Source organism: Hyphobacterium sp. CCMP332 (assembly GCA_014323545.1).
In the GTDB taxonomy this organism is placed as follows: Bacteria; Bacteroidota; Bacteroidia; order Cytophagales; family CCMP332; genus CCMP332.
The window spans coordinates 2,718,813-2,739,396 of record CP058647.1; the positions used below are offsets into that span (position 1 = coordinate 2,718,813).

A 20,584-nucleotide genomic window follows, 5' to 3' on the forward strand; every position below is an offset into this window, starting at 1 on the left:
AGATGAGATCAAGGTCAATTCCGTTTACAATTCTTCTTTTTTTATGCATCATAAATTTTAATTATGCTGAAAATTTATTGGTGTGTGGGGATTGTCAACTGAATGATCTTCAAAAAGCCATAGAAAAATCCCAAAATGGAGATAGTATAACCGTTCGACCGGGAGTTTATACCTGTGTGGACTTAAACATTACAAAAAGAATTTCACTTTTTGGCGAAAAAGGAACAGTACTGGATGGCAAAAAGCAATCTTATGTATTGCGAATTATGGCAGACAGCATAACTGTCTCAGGTTTCGAAATTGTCAATTCCGGAAGAAGTTATACCAAGGACTACGCCGCCATCTATGTACACAGGTCCAATGGTTTTGTGCTTTCGAATAATGTTATTCGAAATTCATTTTTCGCCATGCTGATAGAAAAATCAAAAAATGGCATTATAAATGAAAACAAAGTTTTGGGTACGGCTACAAGGGAAGATCAGTCGGGGAATGGCATTCATTTATGGGATTGTGAAAATGTGTTAATTGCCAATAATGAAGTTACCGGTATGAGAGATGGGATTTATCTGGAATTCGTAGATAGCAGTAGAATTTTTAATAATTACAGTCACCACAATGTGCGCTACGGGCTACATTTCATGTTTTCCAATCATGACGAATACAGAGAAAATACCTTTGAAAAAAATGGCGCTGGCGTGGCAGTCATGTTTTCCAAATGGATCAGAATGTTGGATAATTTATTTATCAATAATTGGGGCAGCGCCTCCTATGGATTACTCCTGAAGGAAATCTACGACGGAGAAGTCCTGGGAAATAAATTTGATAAAAATACCATTGCTATTTATGTGGATGGCTCTTCCAGGGTGAACTATTCCAATAATCTTTTCAGGCAAAATGGTTGGGCTATCAAAGTATCCGGTGGCTGTTATACCAACATTTTCGAATCAAATGACTTCATCGGAAACTCCTTTGGCATATCCTACAATTCCATGTTAAACGACAATACATTCAATGGCAATTACTGGAGCGATTACTCGGGCTATGATTTGAATAGGGATGGCGTGGGCGATGTACCTTACAGGCCGGTCAAATTATTTTCTTATATCACCAACAAAACCCCCGAGGCGATTGTACTCATGAGAAGTCTTTTCGTGGATATTATTAATTTTTCTGAAAAGGTATCTCCTGTTTTTACACCGGATGCCTTGATCGATAATTCACCATCAATGAATCCATTCCAATGATACAGGTCAAAGAGCTGAGTAAATCATTTGCAAAACTTAAGGTGCTGGATGAGGTGAGCCTAAATATCGATAAAGGGGGAATCTATGCCATTCTAGGGCCAAATGGCTCGGGTAAAACTACATTTCTCAAGATATTGCTTGGCATGGTATTGCCTGATAAAGGCCAGATTTTTTATCAGGATGAAAATGTATTGAAATCACATAAATACCGTAGTAATCTGGGCTATTTGCCTCAGATTGCTCGTTTCCCTGATAATTTAGCGGTTAATGAAATCATATCCATGATTGCCGATGTGAGAAATGTAGCTTCAAATCCAGAGCCACTGATCGAATTATTCGATCTGAAGGATTTTATGGATAAGAAATTAGGCAACCTTTCGGGAGGCACAAGACAAAAGGTGAATATTGTTCTCACTTTCATGTTCGACTCTCCCGTCCTTGTATTGGATGAACCTACAGCGGGCCTCGATCCGGTTTCATTGATCAAACTTAAAGATTTGATCTATCAGGAAAAATCAAAAGGCAAGGTCATTTTAATAACCTCGCACATTATGAGTTTGGTTGAAGAACTGGCAGATGAAATATTTTTCTTGCTGGAAGGAAATATTTATTTCAACGGAACGATTGCTGAATTGAGATCAAGGACAAATACCGAGGATTTAGAACACGCAATAGCAAGCATATTAAGGAAATGATAAAAATTTTAAAATATAGCTTTTCGGATCTGATTCGCAGCAGATGGAGTTTTATCTATCTGGCATTCTATCTCATCCTGGCTTTTGTTTTATTATTTCTTAACAATGATTTATCCAAGGCTGTGATCACTTTGATGAATGTCATTGTGGTATTAACGCCAATGATCGGTACTATTTTCGGCATCATGTACTTTTACAATGCGCGGGAGTTTACAGAGCTCCTTTTGGCACAACCCGTGAAGCGATCGACCATTTTTTTAGGACAATACCTTGGAATATCTATTTCGCTGTCGCTGAGTTTGGTTATCGGATTGGGAGTTCCATTTTTAGCTTATGGATTATTCCGGTCAGGTGAAATTATCAATTTCACGCTATTGCTAATCAGCGGTACTTTTCTGACATTCATCTTTGTAGCACTTTCCATCAGCATTGCACTCTTTAATAATAATAAAATCAAAGGCTTTAGCTATGCCATTCTGATGTGGTTATTTTTTGCGGTGATCTACGATGGCTTAATTCTGCTGTCGATGATGCTATTTTCAGATTACCCGCTTGACAATTTTGCTTTGGCCGCATGTTTTCTAAACCCTATTGATATGTCGCGGATACTGATTTTATTAAAACTGGATATTTCAGCATTGCTCGGATATACAGGTGCCCTATTTCAACGATTTTTTGGTACGAATATGGGGTTGTTTGTCTCAATGGCTTTAATGTTTGTCTGGACCATATGCCCCGTTTTCCTCTTGCTTAGTAAATCCTCTAAAAATGACTTCTAGAAGTATTACAAATTGGCCATGAAAAAGGGGATATTCCTATTGATGATATTGGCAATTACAATTGCCATCAAAGGGGAATGATAATGTTATTGCTTTAAATCCATTTGAATGTTTCTATGAATTTGCCCCCAGTTTTTTAGCCAGTTCAGGTGAAATTTCACTGGCATAAGCCCCATAAGCATCCACCAAGAGGCCTTTCTTGCCATCTTTGGATTCAATGGCATAGAGAACACTCATATCCCCGGGATTGGTCATGCCTTCAAAACGATGTATTTCCACGATATCAAAGTCTTCCGGTTCGTATTTCAAATCTTTGTCAATGGATATGATATGGCTCTTTTCCGTGCTAAACTCTATTGTAAAACCTCTTTCTTTCAAAGCATTCATCGCCATCGATAGTGTATCGTAATTTTCCATAAGGATAAAATATTGATTTTGTGGTAAAATGGAAAATCAAATCCTAAAAATTTAAATCTCAGTTTATTTTTCTGATATATTCGAAATTTTTCACCAGCCTCATATAATTAACAAAACTGAACTATTATGTTTTAAATAGAAGCAGAAGCATAAAATAACACATCTATTTTTTTGTATTTACAGATTTACATTTTAGATTTATTATTCCTTCCAAATCATACAAGCATTGACCGCAGGGTTTTGCGGATTTTTAATCGCGGTTTTTTTAAGAATACACAACCGCCTATAATGTAAGGTATGACCTTCAATAAAGCCTTTGAGGCTACAACAAACAAATCCCTCTTAGGGGAAAATGCAATTTCTCATAAATTGACGAGGTTGCACAGACAGGAAGAATTTCGAAAGAAATACATTAGCCGTTTTAATGCGCTGTCGGTAAGGGAATTGCAGGTTTTAAATTTGATAATTCGTGATTATAATAATCCACAAATTGCCAAAAAGCTTTTTATTTCGAGAAATACGGTAGAGCAGCATCGAAAAAACATCAAAAAAAAATTAAGATTCAAAGGCCATTTTGAGTTGTTGCAGTATGCTCTGGCTTTTGATTTGATTTAAATTACCTTTTAGAGAAAATTGATAATTACAATGTCAGTTCAATAAAAAAATGTTTAATGGCTTAATCTGAAATGATATGTTGAACAAAAAAATCTACAATTGCCATACGCATATTTTTACCATCGATCATGTTCCGGACAAATTTCTCCCTCCTGTATTAAAATCCCTGGCCAAAAAAATCGTATCAAGAAAATTCGTTCGCGTATTGAGAAAAGTAGGTTTCAGAGACTGGTCTGAACTATTAAAAAGGTATTATTTCTTTATGAAAATCGGGGAGAAGGGAAGCCAGGAAAATATTTTCAAACACCTTCAGGGATTTTACCCTTCCGAAACGGCCTTTGTGGCTCTTTCCATGGATATGGAGTTTATGGGGGCCGGCAAAGTACCTGAAAATTTTGACGCTCAACTACTGGAACTCGAACTTCTAAAGAAAAAGCACAGCAATCATATTTACCCATTTGTTTTCGCCCATCCCGAAAGACAAGGTATTTTTGATATCGTAAGACATAGCATTGAAGAGAGGGGTTTTGCAGGAATAAAAATCTATCCGGCCCTGGGTTATTTTCCACATGACCCGCGTCTTGAAAAAGTGTATGAATATGCAGAGCAAAATTCCATTCCGATAATGACCCATTGCACCCGGGGAGGTGTTTTTTACAAAGGAAAACTGAGTACAGAAAGAAGAACCGAGCCACGCACAGGGGAAGTCTATCCCAAAGCTAAAAACTCGGTTTTTACCGATGTCTATTCCAATCCCGAACGCTATTGCCAATTGTTAAAAGACTTTCCAAAACTCAAACTCTGTTTTGCCCATTGGGGCGGTGCCAATGAATGGGATAAATTTCTTATGAACTCATGGCACGACGAAGCCAAAGACTCCTGGTTTTACAAGATCATTCAAATCATCAACCAGTACGAGAATGTATATACCGATATCTCATATACCCTTGCCGATCCCAAATACTATGCGACTTTAAAGTCATTTTTAATCTCCAATGAAAAACTCAAAAAACGTGTCCTTTTCGGCACTGATTATTACATGACCGAACAAGAGGTTTCTGAGCGGGCCTTTGGAATGAATCTCAGGGGTTTTATAGGTGAAGATATCTGGAATGCCATCTCAAATGAAAACCCAAAAAACTATTTGAATTTATAACAGTCCGATGAAGGTCCCAATAAAAGACCAGTCCCCGCAGGACCCCTCTCCAATTTGAGTTTACGGAAGGCCCGCCCTGAAGGCTCAAAGAGTCCTTCAGCGGGCCGTCAATACAATTTGAGGCAATCCATTTCAATAGGCCAGCCACTTAGATTCGAAGAGTCCTTCAGGGGGCCGTCGCCGCATTATAAGACAATCCGATACATAGTAATTCAACATAAAACCAACTATTCATATGAGGCCATCGCCGCATTATTAGACAAACCATCACTTAGAATTTCAACATTAACCCCACCAAATCCAAAGACCCTTTCTCAAAATTTTTAACAAAGCACAAGCATATATCAGATGGTTTTTGAGGATTGTTTAGTTTTGCATTTTCCTTCCAATACACAGCACATGGAATTTAAAAATATTGAGCTCTATTTCCTCAATTCAATATTGAGGATTTCCATCATAGGCGTATCTCTGATACTCATTAGCAATATCATTTTTTATCCTTCGGACTTAATCTCTATATCAATAGAAATTACAATTCTTACGGCCTGTATCCTTGCTTACTTTTTACGTCATAAATATGCCATAGCATCGGTCTTGATTGTTACAAGTATTACCATCGCCGCAGTTTCCTACCAAAAATGGATGTCACCGATCTCTACGGCCGGAATTCCCACAATGCTGATCATCGGATTTATTGTCTCCGTTATGCTAAAAGGTAAAACCATGTGGATTATGCATGGCTTAAGCATGTTGCTGCTCATTCTTGTCTTTGCACCTTTCGACACCGAACCGATTACTTCGAGCGTTACCTATCTGACCATTTATTTCGTCCTTGTTTTTGGTGCCTATAAAATCAAATCTGCCTACGATGATTTTAAAAGAAACCTGACCGATTCCAATGAAGTTTTGCAAAAGCAAACCTTGAAAATGGAAAATCAAAACAGGGAGCTTCAGGCCACGCAAAAACAACTGAATGAACTCAACAAAGAACTCGAAAAAAGAGTCAATGAAAGAACACACCGAATCAAGGATCAAAACCAGATTCTCATTCGCTATGCCTATACCAATGCCCATCATTTGAGGGGTCCCGTTGCGCGTTTAATGGGATTGGCTTCGGTTTACCGGCTCGATTCCAAAGAGAATGCCGAAGAAATAATCGATATGATGGCCCAAGAGGCTAAGGAAATCGATTCGGTGATCAAACAAATCAATGTGGATCTCGCTGAGAAAAACCTTGAAAATCTGGATTAAGGGCTATGTGTAAAAATGGAATCCAATTTGACATAAAGATCCTCCCATTTCGGATTAATAGAATTTATCAGGTTTATTTTCCATTCTCTTGTATATCTTTTAATTAGCCATTCCCGGTGTTTCGCTTGGTCGGCATCATCAAATTCTTCAAAATAAACCAATTTGCCAATCTTGTATTTGGCGGTAAAACTGTTTTTGTAAATAAAGTTTTTGTGTTCGTAAATTCTACGTTTTAGATCATCTGTGAAACCGGTATAAAACATTCGATGGTTTTTTGTAGTGAGGATGTACACATAGAATTTTGCTAAAACGGGCTTCATTTGGCTAAGGAGGCAAACTTCTAATTAACCTGGTGTCGAAATTATGTCAACGACCCCGTGACAAGCACGGGGATCTTATTATTTTGTGTGAAGCACAACTCTTTAAAAAATCAAAAAAAAGACAAGTCCCCGCAGGAACGTAGAGACTTGCGGGGCCGTCGACGCAATTGCGACAATCCGTTCCAACAGAATTCCATTTAAGGGTCGTCTCCAAAATTTATGACAATCTGTTTAAATAGGCCAGCCTTAATGACTCAAAGAGTCCTTCAGGGGGGCCATCACTCAAATTTGAGACAATCCGCTCCTTAGAATTCGCATCACAAATACGCTAAGATCAAATCCTTCTTCTCAATTCTTAATTTTTAAATCAAAAAATACCCAAGCTCGGGGATTGAATTTCATCTGAATTCTTTGGATTTTGAGATTAAAATTTAAAATGGAAAACGAGAAGCTAAAACTCTGGCTCGATTTCGGGAAATTTTTCCTCGGCACCTTCCTTATTGGTTTTGTAAGCCTTATCATAAAATGGGGCTTTCAGGATCGCGAAATCGCCATCAAAGAATCACAACAGGTAGGAGAATACGTGGAATACGCCTTACTGGAGGATGTGGCCGTGCGCAAACGCTTTGCCGAATATTTCAAAACCGTTTTGGTCTCCGACGATCATCGCGAACGCTGGGAGAAGTATTTTACACTAGTAGAAAATGAATTCAGCGAAAAAGTTGAACGCCGCGACAGTCTAATGCAGATTTATGAAAACCTGCTGGCCCTGGAATTTCAAAATGAGAATGCCATGGATACCTCTATGGTAGAAATGCCACCTCCGGTTATAACCAATTCCAGAAGCAAACTTGAAATAATACACCAGGAAGTGCAAGCGATTGATTCGGAGTTGAGAATCAAAGCCACAGATAAAAGCCTCGTCAAAAAGAAAGCGAACAGGCCTTTACTGCAGGAATTTACAGACACATTACAAGAGCAAAGCTTTAATTAAAATGTATTACTATAAACTCAAATACCTCAAAAAAGAAATTCGCGAAAGAACGGTCAAAGACCTGCTCAGATTGCGAAAGAATCTCGATGCCCAATTGCCAACAAAAGACGCTGATGACAATGTGCTGATCGGCAGCTGGAACATCCGCGACCTCGATAAAAATTCAAAACGAGGTTTTGGAAAGAGGACTATTTCCTCGCTCTTTTATATCGCCGAGATCATTTCCCGTTTTGATGTAATCGCCCTGCAGGAAGTCAATAATATCGGCAAACTTGAAGAGATCATGGCCTTGCTCGGTGATAACTGGGATTATATTGCCACCGACATCGTGCCCGGAGAGCTGGGCGGTAATGGGGAGCGCATGACTTTTGTTTTTGACAAACGCAAGGTCTGGTTTAAAAATATCGCAGGAGAGATTGTATTGCCTTCAAATCTCCTTATCAGCAAGGTGCAACTGGAAACACGCGGCAAAAAAGTCACCGCCGGAAAGCAATTCAGAAGAACGCCATTTATCGTTTCATTTCAAAGCAATTGGCTGCGCTTTGACCTCTGCACCGTTCATATATATTACGGTTCGAGTTCCGGTGATAAGCTGCAGGAGCGCATCGATGAGATCAATGCTATCGCCAAATATTTGAGCAAGAAATCGGATTACTATCTAAATCACGAAAACAAACACCTGATCATTTTAGGTGATTTCAATATTGTAAGCCGCCAACATGAAACCATGGAACAACTGAGCAAAAACGATTTTTTCATGCCCGAAGAAATAGGTTATTCCAACATGCTGCAAAGCAAAGCCTACGATCAGATCGCTTTTAAAAAACAGGGCCGGAATATCGATTACAATGGGGCGGGAGTGCTGGATATCTTTAAATGGGTGTACCGCACAGCCGATTGGAAAGATTTTTTAATTGACATGAAAGAATCCGCTAATTTCAGTAAGAAGGTGGATGATGAGAACAATGAAGCAGCAATAAAAAAGTATTACAAAGAGTGGAAAACCTATCATTTATCGGATCATTTACCACTTTGGGTGCAATTGACCGGTGATAATGCCAATGCCTATCTCAATAAAATTAAAGATTGATTTCAATGTTAATTTCAAAACAAATGATCAAAATTATAGGCCTGATAAAATTCAGGTATAAATAAATTAAAAGGAAATGAAAAAATTACTGATTACTATCCTTATTATCTCAAGCGCATTTTTGTACAGCTGCATGACCGTCCGGGTGGTGGCCCAATACGACAGCAATAATCCCGTACCCATAAAGGTGAAAAGAACAGTCCTTTTCTGGGGTTTATTACAACCAAAAGACGTTTTAACCGGTGAAATTTGCGAAAGCATTTGCAAAGTGGAAGCTAAAAATAATGGCCTGAGAATATTCGTGTCGGCGGCGACGCTTGGCATTGTGGTACCCATGCGACTGGACTACGAATGCTGCGCTTACGATCCGGGAAATTCAGAGATTTAAACCAATAAAACATGTCACTACCAGCAGGAATCGCCAAATGGAACATTAAAAAGTTCAGAAATGCCCATCAGAATTTCACACAGGAACTCGATGAAAATCAATCCTATCAGCTGTACCTGAACGATCCCGAATGGCAGGGCCTTTCTTCACTCGAACAGTACAATAAATGCACCGAAAACTTTCAATGGATCATAAAAGATGCATTGGACAGAAACATGTCTGTCAGAGCAATGGGAAGCGGATGGTCATTTACAAAAGTGGCCGTAAGCGATGATATCATCATCAATACCAAAATGCTGAGGCATCGATTTAAATTGACTGAAACCAATTTCAGCAGCCAGTTTAAAAACAGTCATGACATCTCCAATTATCATTTCCTGCAATGCGGCAATACCATTATAAAAATCAACGAATACCTGGAACAACAGCAAAACCCGGCCAAATCGCTTTGCAGCAGCGGGGGAAGCAATGGGCAGACCATTGTGGGTGCTTTTTCCACCAATACGCATGGGGCTTCCATTAATTACGGGGCCATTGCTGAAATGATCAAAGGCATGCATATTGTTACCGGGCCGGATCGCCATGTCTATCTCGAAAGAGCTTCGGAAAAAATTACATCCACTTCTTTTCACAATAAAATCAAAGCCGAATACATCGCCGACGATGCCCTTTTCAATGCCGCCCTGGTGAGTTTTGGCAGCTTTGGATGCATTCATGGCGTACTTGTGGAAGTGGAAGACAAATTTTTACTCGAACAAAAGCTCAGCCGGGTAAATTTTGACCAGCGCCTGGAAGAGGCCCTTTCCAAAGGGCAATACGAAAAACTACAACCCTATTTGCTTTACCAATATTCAGATCAGAATTCTCCGCTTTATCATGTGGAAATCGCCATCAATCCGCATGACTTTAAATTTGATGATCCCGAAAAAGGCGTCTATCTGCGGATAATGCACAAGGTAAAATACCGCGATAATTACCAGAGAATCGACCATGACAGCAATGGCTATACCTATGGCGATGATGCATTGGGATTGATACAATCCGTTCTGAATATGGTAGAGCACAACGCCGGATTTCTGAATCGGAAGCTGATTCCTATGATGGTCAATAAACTATTCAAAACCGCCTATGAAAGGCCTGATAATGCCATAGGCACCATCGGTGAGACTTTTAGAAATACCGTTTTTAGAGGAAAAGTATTCAGCGCTGCCTTTGGATTTGATCCTACGCATCTTAAAAAAGTGATTGAGCTTTGTCTAAAGGTGAATAAAAAAACCAAACTCGCCGGTATCTTGGCCTGTCGTTTTGTAAAAGGCACAGACGCCACACTTGGATTTACAAAATGGCCGACAACCTGCGTATTGGAATTGGACGGGGGCGACGTCAATATCAATTACAGCTTTGTCAAAAAATTGGCCCTTTTAATGGAAAGTGAAGGAATTACCTATACCATGCATTGGGGTAAGATCAACCGGCACATGAATGAAAACAGATGCCAAAATTCCTATGGAAAAGCAAAAATTCAGGAATGGAAAAAACAAAGATCCAGATTGATGAAGGAAGAAGTCCAGGCCATTTTTAATAATGAATTTCTCGATCAGTTCGGCCTTGACGAATACATTCCCTATGCAAGCAATACTTCTCCCATTATTTCATAGACTCCATTTGTACAAACAATCAATTCCTTTTATCCAAAGCAAATGATTCGCCATTATTCCTGGCAAAAATACCCAAGCTTGGGTATTGAAGCTTAGCATTGCTAGGCTTACATTTAATAATCTGAATATTAAATTATTGGATTAAACCAATATGCCATGACCACAGGACGGGTTTTTTATATCATCATTGTCACAATTCTAATAATATTGGGTGGACTTAATTTTCAGGCTCACTTTAATCCAGTAAAGGACTTAAACGATAAAATCTACGATATTATAATTTCCATAGGTGTGGTTACAATTCTGATGGAAAGAGTTCTTGAAATCCTGATCAAAATCTGGCGGGGTACAGAGAAAATCAAACTAGAGTCTGAACGTGACAAATTAAAAGAGCGATTAAATCTTGACAGACAAAAGTTCAAAGAAGGCATTTTGGATAAAGACAATTTTAAATCCACACAGGATGAATTTCAAAAAGCCGATGAGAATCTGGAGGAATTTCGCAGCGAGACCACAAAAATTGCCTTAAGATCAAGTTTTCTGATAGGGATTTTTATAGCGCTGGTAGGTTTCCGGGTTTTAGGTCCGATTTATACCATTCCTACTGGTTTTGAAGATTTTCAAAAGAATTTATTTTATATGTGCGACATATTTCTCTCTGCCGGAGTGATCAGCGGTGGTAGCGAAGGCCTGCATTTACTGACTTCCGTTTTGGGTAATTTTTTAAAGGAAACCAAGAAAAATTTGAAGGAGCAGAAAGCGGAATAGCACTATAGCTCCAATGAATAAATATTTAAATTAAACACGATACAAAATGCCAATTAAAAAGCTCAATTATTATACAAATCAAGGCACGATCTTTATTAAAGTAGACATAAAAAATGTTCCAAGCTGGAATTATCAATACACCGAAGATCAAGAACATACAAATAGTCGTGCCATAAATAGGAAAAAGGAACATACCATAGGTAAGCCACATGAATTAATCCGACCTCATCATAACTGGGTTTTTACATTGGATAATACCACAAATGATGAGATAAACAATGTAGAGATCAAAATAGAATGGTTTCAAATAATCGATGGACAAGAAGAGAAAATTGAAGAATGGGAAAAAAAGGATATCTCGATTGAAGCGGATGACGGAGATATTATTGAAGATAGAATTTTACTAAAACCAAGATCATGAGAGCTGCAATATTTATATTCATTTTGTTGATATTCCAATATACGATTAATGCTCAGTCGGATTCTACAACGATTGATGATTATTATGTGGATTTTAATGTTCCAGACCTTTCGGCATTTAGCATGTTAGGAATTGAAAATGATGAGATAGTCAGACCAGGTAACTTGAAAGAATTTGCTGCAGGTATATCCAATTTTGTTGACACTGACGGTTCTTTAAAACCGGCCCTCGGTTTGGAGTGGACTTTTATGAAGTCTTTTACTAAAAACAATCCTGGCCAGTGGAACAAAAGGTTTCAACCAAGAAATCTCGCACTATCATTCGCTACAACACAGCATGATTCCCTAGGTCTGAGATTGGGAATTGGATTTAAATGGGTGCCCATAGATAAAGGCGACCCTATGGGTGATACAGACTTTTACAAAAGCATATCCATTTTATCCACCGGTTATTTTGAGACTGATTTTTATAAAAAGAAAAAAGAATTTAATGAGAAAATGTATAAGAATCTAGGATTCAACCGTCAATCAATGAACTCAGATCAGGATAAGGTTTATGAAGCTATCTTCACAGAATTAAATACTAATGGAGAAGCACTGAAAGATTATTGTAAAAAAATAAATGCGGGTGAAATTGAAAATCTCGATTCAGTATTGATAAGCAAAATCTCGACCTTGATCGAAAATTCAAGTTTATTTGAACAATATGAAAGTAAAATAAGTGAATTAGTCAATCTATACACCGGTCTTATTCTTCAGCAATGTTCCGGTTCCAATATTACCTACAGTGAATTTATAAGTGAAATTATAAAAGAGCGAAAAGAAAAATACAAGAAGGATAATTGGAATGCCTTTGCTATTGAAATTTCAGGAGGTTGGGTTGGACATTCAATGACAGCCAATTATGAAGATCTGCGTCAGGAGAAATTATCATTTTTCACTGGGTTTTCACAACCGACATTTAATAAAGGAAAAAAGTTAAAAGGCCAATTAATTGGACAGATTAAATACAATATCAATTTAAGTAATGATTCAATTGATTTTAATGAATTTTCAATCGGATTAAGACACCTACTTGGAAATAGCGATAATCGAATTTCGGCAGAAGTGTATTATTCAAATGCTGAGCGTGATTTTAATCTTATTCAAATGACTGAAACCGTTTCCTATTTGCAATATTCAATAGGAACCGAACTCAAGGTAACTGAGGGCTCATGGCTGGAATTTGCATTTGGTGGACAGGCATTTTTCGAAGGAGGTAATGAGGACAATAGGATTTTGGCCAATTTCGGATTCAAACATGCCATTATGAACAAAAGAAGATTCAACAATTGAATAGAAAATGATGACCCCCGAAGAACAACGAATGGATCAAATCAATAAGAGTAATACATTGACGGCGGAAGAAATAATTCTATACGTTTTAACATTGATAATCCTGGTTGGATTGTCATTTTATTTTTGGCATATCCTTAGTTCTACAGCAGAACCGCATGCGAGTGCATTTATTAAGGAAGATGTAATTGGCCTTAAAATATCTAATGAAAAAATACCGGCCAATGAACAATTGCGATTGGAATGGATGAAGGCACAATTGCAAATAGTCAGCAAACGCTATGAATTGGCGAGCAGACTGAATGTTACCTATGCCTATGTAAAATACATCAGCTTTGTAGTGGGTGCCGTACTCTGTCTGTTGGGTACTATTGTCATTTTTAAAGGAGTGAGGCCTTCTCCGATAGAAGCAGGTATGAGTACCGATCAGCAAATCCGATTTAAGATTTCCACCAGCAGTCCGGGTGCATTTATGACCTTTCTTGGCACCGCAATAATTATTACCTCCATTACATTTCGCGGTGAAATCGTCAAAACAAACGATGTTGGAATTTTTATGAGTGATCAACGGACTCAACCAATGGTAGTGTCGTCAACTGATATTTCTTTTCTTCCAAAGGATCTACAGCAGAAACTAATATCCTTACCAAAAAAAGATCGTGAGGAATTATTCAAAAAGTCACAGCCTGAAATAATCGAATACTTAAAGAATTTAAAATAGATATTGATGCATTTAAAAAAGTTGATCTTCAGTAATTTATTTGTTTTAGCGACATTGTATTGTCTAGGTCAATGTCCAGCAGGATCATTTGAGCAGACAAGACTTGTTGTAGTTTGTGTTCCATATGGAGGACCTCTAGCAGGTGGTGGAGGTGGTGTAGAAGGTTTGTTTAAAACCTATGATTATATCTTTGCTAATTTAAGCAATGATCAGTTCAATGCATTATTAAACCAAGCACCCGACAATCTAAAATCAAATATGGAATTTTTTAATTCTTTTCGAATTGCAGGCACAAGTCTTACAGAAAATTTTGAAATAAAAGAATACAATGAGCCAATTGGTCAATTTCAGGATATTAATTTTAGTCAGTATTCTGATATTCTAAAAAATTTCAATACCAAGATTGGCCAGCTGGAGAATAATGAAAAATTGCTTAAAAAGAACAATCAATTGATCAAGGCATTGGAAAAAAGCCAATTTCAGGAAATTAGATAAACAAAGACAAGTTTGCTTGTAGATATATTTAAGATTGAATTTTGTTGGAATAGCACAATAAAAGAACCCCTCCCTGAAGCTTAGTTTGAATCAAAATTAGTTCTCTCCTAATTTCTTCTTAGTATCAAGATAATGGCACCTCCTTTGGTAACAAAAATAACGGTCGTAACGAAGCGATCGACAGGTGTGACTTTCAAATTCATTGCATTTCTAATGCCGTATTAAACCTGAATTAGAAATTCAATTTTCGGATGGGGAATTATGATGGGTAATTGGGGGAGCTTATATGACCTGATTGATCTAAGTTAGCCGGATGATCGGGATGCTTTGAGTTTTTCCAATGTTTATAAATGCTCATGATTCATAATTAGATATTTAGCTCCCACGAAATCAAAAGCCACGTTAACGAATTTATTTCCAGATTTTTACACAAAATATTGCAAATCTTTTTACCGCTCTTTATGTTTGTATTATATAGCGCCTTTGGCAAAGCATATTCGATTGTAATCTAACTTATAGTGAGTATGCCAAACCAAAGGCATTTTGTTTTTATAGGGGTATGAAAATTGGAAATCATGTAGCTATTCTTATCGATGATGCTTTTTTCCTGGAGCGCTATAATCGCCTTTATGCAAAAGGACATAATCCTGCAAAAGTAGCAGATAACTTATTTGAAATATGTAAAAAACATATCGCAAAAGATGAGTATTTATATCGTATATTTTATTACGATTGTATGCCTCTTCGAAAGAAAGCCCACAACCCGATTAGTTCAAGAGTAATCGATTTTGGGAAATCCGAAGTCGCAATATTTCGCCTCCTATTTTTTGAGGAATTAAAAAAGAAAAGGAAGATCGCTTTAAGACTTGGTTACCTTAAAAGCAATAATAAATGGATTATTAATCCAAATAAAACCAAGGAACTCTTAAATGGGAAGTTAAAAATTTCGGATTTAGACGAAAGTGAAGTTGTTTTTCAGATTCAGCAAAAAAGTGTTGACATGAAAATTGGATTGGATATTGCTTCTTTAGCATACAAAAAACTTGTAAATAAAGTTATTCTTATTTCCGGAGATGGAGACTTTGTGCCCGCAGCAAAATTGGCCAGGAGGGAAGGCATTGATTTTGTTTTGGACCCTATGTGGAATAATATTGATGATTCACTTTTCGAACATATAGACGGATTAAAATCAACTTCTCCAAAACCAAAAAAGGCCATTAATTGAAATTCAATTTAAAAAGGTCGCAAAAAGATACGGTTTTGACCAAGTATTAGACTTTATTATAAAATGGAGACAGTTTTGTCTGCGCATATACACTGCAGTCTCTTCGCCTAGCTTAGTGCATAAAAGCACGCTAAATGGAAAAGACTGAAAACACAAAAGCAATTGAAGAGAAAGATTCTCAAATCAATATGCCGATCTAGTCAAAAGCCCAATTGATACTATTTGCTATGCCCGCAAGAACTGAACCAAATGTTTGAGATGAAAAATTCGGAGATTTTGAGTTTTGGGATGATGTGGAATTTTATAAATAAAATTTGTCCATTTTATCTTCACATACTGTCGATATTTATTTCAATTCTACTTAGGACTTTTTTAGGATGAAAATTACTAATGCTTTCTTTAACTTGGTCTTGCAAAGTATGCTAATACAAAAATTGAATTCTTTAGTGACCAACCAAAACCCTGAACAAATTGCACGTGACAACATCGACAAGCAATTAAAAGCTTGTGGTTGGATCATTCAGGATTTGAAGCAAATCAATTTGAATGCTGGATTAGGTGTAGCAGTCAGGGAATATCGAACAGAAAGAGGACCTGTTGATTACCTACTATTTGTGAACAAACAACCAGTTGGGGTTGTGGAAGCAAAAAGAGAAGAAGAAGGTCACAGAATAGAGTCCCATGAAAAACAAGCTGAGGACTATGCATCTAGCAAATTAAAATGGATCGTAAATGATGAAACTTTACCATATGTATTTCTTTCTACTGGAGAAATAACGGAATTCTGGAATCTTAGAGACCCGAAACCACGGGCGCGAGAAGTGTTTTCATTTCTAAGACCCGAAACCATATTGGACGAATTAAAAAAGGAGGATACTCTAAGAGCTCGTCTTCACACTTTCCCAACACTTGACAAAGGGTCACTGCGCGATTGTCAGTTTAAAGCAATTAAAAATCTAGAAGAGTCTTTTGAAGAAAACAAACCCCGTGCGTTAATTCAAATGGCCACTGGTGCAGGTAAAACCTATACGGCTATTTCATCAATTTTCCGGATTCTTGAATTCGGTGAGGCCAAGCGAATTCTTTTCTTGGTTGACACTAAAAATTTAGGTGAGCAGGCCGAGCAAGAGTTTATGGCTTTCACTCCTCCTAATGAGAATAGAAAATTCACAGAACTCTATACGGTTCAGCGATTGAGGTCAAGTTATATCAATCCTGATGCGCACGTGATCATTTGCACAATTCAGCGACTTTACTCCATTTTGAAAGGGGAAGAACTAGACGAGAAAGCAGAAGAAGAGAATCCTAACGAGAAAGTAATCACAGTTAAGGAGCCGCTTCCAGTGGTTTATAATGAAAAGATACCTGTTGAGTTTTTCGACTTTATTATCATTGACGAATGTCACCGCTCCATTTATAATCTGTGGCGACAAGTTCTGGATTATTTTGATGCATTTCTAATAGGACTTACAGCTACTCCTGATAAACGCACGTTTGGTTTCTTTAATGAAAATGTAGTTAGTGAGTATCCACACGAGGAAGCGGTGGCTGATGGCGTAAACGTGACCTATGATACCTTTCTGATTGAAACAAAAATCACTATGGCGGGAGCAGTGATTGAAGCGAACGAGTTTGTGGATAAGCGCGAAAAGCTCTCACGAAAAAAGCGCTGGGAGCAGGTAGATGAAGAAGTGGCTTACACTGGTAAACAACTGGATAAAGATATTGTCAATCCTAGCCAGATCCGAAATGTGATCAAAGCATTTCGAAACAAACTCCGTGTGTTATTTCCGGAAAGAAAGGAAGTTCCCAAAACGCTGATTTTTGCCAAAACGGATAGTCACGCTAATGATATCATAGACATTGTTCGCGAGGAATTTGGCGAGAGCAATAGTTTCTGCAAGAAGATTACCTATCAAACCAAGGAAGATCCAAAATCAGTCTTATCTTCATTTAGAAATGATTATCATCCTCGTATCGCGGTTACAGTGGATATGATTGCCACGGGCACGGATGTAAAGCCTTTAGAGTGCCTGCTCTTCATGCGGAATGTGAAATCCAAAGGGTATTTTGAACAGATGAAAGGCCGAGGTACTCGGACCATCAAGTTCGAAGACCTGAAAAAGGTGACCCCATCGGCCATCGCCACGAAAGATCATTTTGTGATTGTGGATGCAGTAGGAGTCATGAAGGAAGTGAAAACAGATAGCCGACCGCTGGAACGCAAGCGGACGGTACCATTGAAAGACCTGATGCACATGGCCATGATGGGAGCGGTGGATGAAGACGTGTTTGTTTCACTTGCTGGCCGTTTGGGAAGAATTGAAAAACAGATTTCTCCAGAGGAAAAGGAGAAATTCAAGGAATTAACAGGAGGAAAAACCATCAATCAAATGATGAAAGATCTATTAGCGGTTTTTGATCCTGACCAAGTAAAGACGGAAGCCATCGCCAGACATAGTCACCCAACACCTGCGCAAGAAGAAGAAACCCAGCAAGAAATGGGTCGAGAAGCGGGAGGCCCTATAACAGGTGAATTGATTGAGTATGTAGATAATGTGCGAAAGAGCCTAGAGCAGATCATTGATGTAGTGAATATTGACGAATTGGAATTTGCAGGGTGGGATACGGAGCAAAAAGACAAGGCACAAAACATAGTCAATGATTTCAAAGACTACATCGCTGCGCATCAGGATGAGATTTTAGCGCTAAGTTGGTTTTATGCTGAACCTTATAGCCGAAAAGACCTGACTTATAATCTCGTAAAAGAGCTCTTGGAAAAGCTGAAACAAGACAAGCCAACCTTAGCGCCCATGCGATTGTGGCAAGCTTATGAACATTTGGATGGCTTACAGCACAGTTCTCCATTGAATGAATTGACGGCATTAGTGGCGTTGGTACGAAGAGTGGTTGGGCTGGATCAAAAACTGGTGCCATTTAGCAAAGTAGTAGATAAGCGATTTCAGGATTGGGTATTTAAGAAGCAGGCTGGACCAGTGAAATACACCGAAGAACAAATGACCTGGTTAAGAATGATCAAAGATCACATTGCTACTTCCTTTCATTTAGACCGAGATGATCTGGATTTTAGTCCTTTTGATTCAAAAGGTGGAATGATGAAGATGTGGGATCTATTTGGAGAAGAGATGGACACTATGATTGATGAATTAAATAAGGAGTTGGTGGCATAGATGGAAGAATTTATAGAATACAGTGAGCATTGGGAATCGCAACCTCTAGAAAGCATTTTGATGTATGTAATAGGGGGTGACTGGGGTAAAGAGGCGAATTTTTCTGATGAGGATTTCACAAAAGTATATGTTATTAGAGGTTCGGAATTTCGTGACTGGAGTAGAGACAAAGGAAGCACCGCCTCGTTAAGGTGTATTAAAAATTCTAGTCTTGATTCAAGGAAACTCGAACTCGGAGATATTTTACTTGAAATTTCAGGTGGTGGACCAGATCAACCTGTTGGTAGAACAGTATTGATTGACAAACAAGCTTTATCATTTGAACCAGAAGTCCCAAAAGTATGCACTAACTTTTTAAGACTACTGAGATTCCCAACTTCATTGGATAAGAAGTTTCTAAACTTCTATTTCACTTTTTTTTATAATTCTGGAGAGGTAACAAAGTACCAAGGCGGGAGCAATAATTTAAGGAATTTAAAGTTCAAAGAATTCTCTAGAATCCAGTTCCCAATCCCACCCCTCAACGAACAACACCGGATTGTTGCCAAAATAGAAGAGCTGTTTAGTGAATTAGACAATGGTGTAGAGAACCTCAAACTTGCACAAAATCAATTAAAAGTCTATCGCCAAGCCTTGCTTAAGCATGCCTTTGAAGGTAAGCTCACCGAAGAGTGGCGAAAAAAGAACAACCCAGAACCAGCCGACAAGCTGCTTGAACGCATCAAAGCAGAACGTCAAGCCAGATACGAGCAAGAACTGAAAGACTGGAAAGTAACGGTGAAGAATTGGGAGAAAGAGGGGAAGAAAGGGGTCAAACCTAGAAAGCCTACCAAGCCAAGTGAATTTCCTGAATTGAAGAAAGAAGACCTTGAAAAATTTCCATTGATACCTGATTCTTGGTCATGGGTTAGAAATAATGAATTACTTTATTATGTGACAAGTGGATCAAGAGATTGGAAAAAGTATTATTCCGATTATGGTTCATATTTTATAAGGACACAAGATATTAAAACCAATAAATTAGAATTAGAAGATGCAGCATTTGTGGATCTTCCAGAAAAGGTTGAAGGTAAAAAGAAGCCTAGTTCAAAAGGTGACTTACTTATGACTATTACGGGTGCCAATGTTGGCAAGGTTGCTATTATTGACCAGGAAATACCTGAAGCATATGTAAGTCAATCTGTGGCTCTGATGAAACCGGTTGACACAGAAATCACACCATACCTGCATAATTATTTTCAATCCAATTCATTTGGAGCAAAGATGATCAATGAATTGGTCTACGGAGTGGGAAGGCCAGTGCTGAGTTTAGAAAATATGCGCGAAGCAGCAGTTGCAATTCCTAGCCTTGAAGAGCAAAAAGTAATTGTTTCTGAAATAGAATCACAGGTTTCAATCATTGAAAAATTAGAGGAGGAAGTAAGTGCAGGCATAACAAAAACTGAAGCTCTCCGTCAAAGCATCTTGAAAAAAGCATTTGAAGGAAAACTAGTTGATCAGGATTCCAATGATGAACCTGCTTATGAGTTACTAATGCGCATTCAAGAGGAGAAAAAGAAGTATTTGGAAGAGCTGAAAAAACAAAGGAAAAAGACACCTAAAAGAACGAAGAAGATGAGCAAAAAACTAAGTGTTGAAGATGTACTCAAAGCTGCCAAAAAGCCCATGTCAGCCAAAGAAGTGTGGCAGCAAAGCAAGCACAAAGGAAATATTGATGAATTCTACTTTGAGCTTAAGAAAATCCAAGAGAAGATTAAAGAGGTTAAAAGAGGTAACGAATCATTACTGTCTATTATCGATGAGGATTGATTACGTTCATATC

General features: G+C 38.0%; 20 protein-coding genes. 18 read left to right on the forward strand and 2 right to left on the reverse strand.

What is annotated here, in order from left to right:
• Positions 1–2: 2 nt before the first annotated feature.
• The 3 genes from HZR84_11980 to HZR84_11990 are packed head-to-tail and all read left to right on the forward strand — an operon-like array spanning position 3 to position 2,718.
• Positions 3–1,244 (forward strand): nitrous oxide reductase family maturation protein NosD, encoded by a 1,242-nt coding sequence (locus HZR84_11980; protein QNL22630.1) that lies wholly within the window; start codon positions 3–5, stop codon positions 1,242–1,244.
• A complete protein-coding gene (locus HZR84_11985) occupies positions 1,241–1,939 on the forward strand; it encodes an ABC transporter ATP-binding protein (protein QNL22631.1) in 699 nt (232 codons plus the stop codon). The genes HZR84_11980 and HZR84_11985 overlap by 4 nt, the downstream gene beginning before the upstream one ends.
• Positions 1,936–2,718, forward strand: coding sequence for an ABC transporter permease (locus HZR84_11990; protein QNL22632.1), 783 nt, complete (start codon positions 1,936–1,938; stop codon positions 2,716–2,718). Before HZR84_11985 ends, HZR84_11990 begins: the two co-directional genes overlap by 4 nt.
• Before the next feature lie 114 nt (positions 2,719–2,832).
• Here HZR84_11990 and HZR84_11995 read toward each other — a convergent pair whose 3' ends face one another.
• On the reverse strand, positions 2,833–3,135 hold the full coding sequence (locus tag HZR84_11995; protein ID QNL22633.1) for a phosphoribosylpyrophosphate synthetase: 303 nt from the start codon (positions 3,133–3,135) through the stop codon (positions 2,833–2,835).
• A 297-nt stretch (positions 3,136–3,432) separates the two neighbouring features.
• Here HZR84_11995 and HZR84_12000 point away from each other — a divergent pair, with 297 nt between their 5' ends.
• The 3 genes from HZR84_12000 (at position 3,433) to HZR84_12010 (ending at position 6,157) form a co-directional block, all read left to right on the forward strand.
• The gene (locus HZR84_12000; GenBank protein QNL22634.1) at positions 3,433–3,750 is read left to right on the forward strand and encodes a helix-turn-helix transcriptional regulator; all 318 of its coding nucleotides are present in this window, start codon (positions 3,433–3,435) and stop codon (positions 3,748–3,750) included.
• A gap of 76 nt (positions 3,751–3,826) precedes the next feature.
• The gene (locus HZR84_12005) at positions 3,827–4,906 is read left to right on the forward strand and encodes an amidohydrolase family protein (GenBank protein ID QNL22635.1); all 1,080 of its coding nucleotides are present in this window, start codon (positions 3,827–3,829) and stop codon (positions 4,904–4,906) included.
• A gap of 399 nt (positions 4,907–5,305) precedes the next feature.
• Positions 5,306–6,157 carry a hypothetical protein gene (locus HZR84_12010; GenBank protein ID QNL22636.1) on the forward strand — a complete coding sequence of 284 codons (852 nt, stop codon included), beginning with the start codon at positions 5,306–5,308 and terminating at the stop codon, positions 6,155–6,157.
• Here HZR84_12010 and HZR84_12015 read toward each other — a convergent pair.
• Positions 6,154–6,477: a GIY-YIG nuclease family protein gene (locus HZR84_12015; GenBank protein QNL22637.1), complete on the reverse strand. Its 324-nt coding sequence runs from the start codon at positions 6,475–6,477 to the stop codon at positions 6,154–6,156. The two genes, HZR84_12010 and HZR84_12015, sit on opposite strands and share 4 nt — an antisense overlap.
• Before the next feature lie 436 nt (positions 6,478–6,913).
• Between HZR84_12015 and HZR84_12020 the strand changes: the two genes are divergently transcribed.
• The 12 genes from HZR84_12020 to HZR84_12075 all read left to right on the forward strand — a co-directional run bounded on the left by HZR84_12020 (position 6,914) and on the right by HZR84_12075 (position 20,571).
• Positions 6,914–7,471 carry a hypothetical protein gene (locus HZR84_12020; GenBank protein ID QNL22638.1) on the forward strand — a complete coding sequence of 186 codons (558 nt, stop codon included), beginning with the start codon at positions 6,914–6,916 and terminating at the stop codon, positions 7,469–7,471.
• 1 nt (position 7,472) lies between these two features.
• Positions 7,473–8,561, forward strand: coding sequence for an endonuclease/exonuclease/phosphatase family protein (locus tag HZR84_12025; GenBank protein QNL22639.1), 1,089 nt, complete (start codon positions 7,473–7,475; stop codon positions 8,559–8,561).
• 76 nt (positions 8,562–8,637) lie between these two features.
• Positions 8,638–8,949: a hypothetical protein gene (locus HZR84_12030; GenBank protein QNL22640.1), complete on the forward strand. Its 312-nt coding sequence runs from the start codon at positions 8,638–8,640 to the stop codon at positions 8,947–8,949.
• An 11-nt stretch (positions 8,950–8,960) separates the two neighbouring features.
• Positions 8,961–10,607, forward strand: coding sequence for an FAD-binding protein (locus HZR84_12035; GenBank protein QNL22641.1), 1,647 nt, complete (start codon positions 8,961–8,963; stop codon positions 10,605–10,607).
• 156 nt (positions 10,608–10,763) lie between these two features.
• Positions 10,764–11,375: a hypothetical protein gene (locus HZR84_12040; GenBank protein QNL22642.1), complete on the forward strand. Its 612-nt coding sequence runs from the start codon at positions 10,764–10,766 to the stop codon at positions 11,373–11,375.
• Positions 11,376–11,421: 46 nt separating this feature from the next.
• Positions 11,422–11,796: a hypothetical protein gene (locus HZR84_12045; GenBank protein ID QNL22643.1), complete on the forward strand. Its 375-nt coding sequence runs from the start codon at positions 11,422–11,424 to the stop codon at positions 11,794–11,796.
• On the forward strand, positions 11,793–13,130 hold the full coding sequence (locus tag HZR84_12050) for a hypothetical protein (protein QNL22644.1): 1,338 nt from the start codon (positions 11,793–11,795) through the stop codon (positions 13,128–13,130). Before HZR84_12045 ends, HZR84_12050 begins: the two co-directional genes overlap by 4 nt.
• Positions 13,131–13,137: 7 nt before the next feature.
• Entirely contained in the window at positions 13,138–13,851 is a 714-nt protein-coding gene (locus HZR84_12055) for a hypothetical protein (GenBank protein QNL22645.1), read from the forward strand.
• Positions 13,852–13,857: 6 nt separating this feature from the next.
• Complete coding sequence (locus tag HZR84_12060) at positions 13,858–14,346, forward strand: hypothetical protein (GenBank protein QNL22646.1); 489 nt, start codon at positions 13,858–13,860, stop codon at positions 14,344–14,346.
• Between the two features lie 559 nt (positions 14,347–14,905).
• The gene (locus HZR84_12065) at positions 14,906–15,571 is read left to right on the forward strand and encodes an NYN domain-containing protein (GenBank protein QNL22647.1); all 666 of its coding nucleotides are present in this window, start codon (positions 14,906–14,908) and stop codon (positions 15,569–15,571) included.
• 419 nt (positions 15,572–15,990) lie between these two features.
• Positions 15,991–18,762, forward strand: coding sequence for a DEAD/DEAH box helicase family protein (locus HZR84_12070; protein QNL23254.1), 2,772 nt, complete (start codon positions 15,991–15,993; stop codon positions 18,760–18,762).
• Entirely contained in the window at positions 18,763–20,571 is a 1,809-nt protein-coding gene (locus tag HZR84_12075; protein ID QNL22648.1) for a restriction endonuclease subunit S, read from the forward strand.
• Positions 20,572–20,584: the final 13 nt, after the last annotated feature.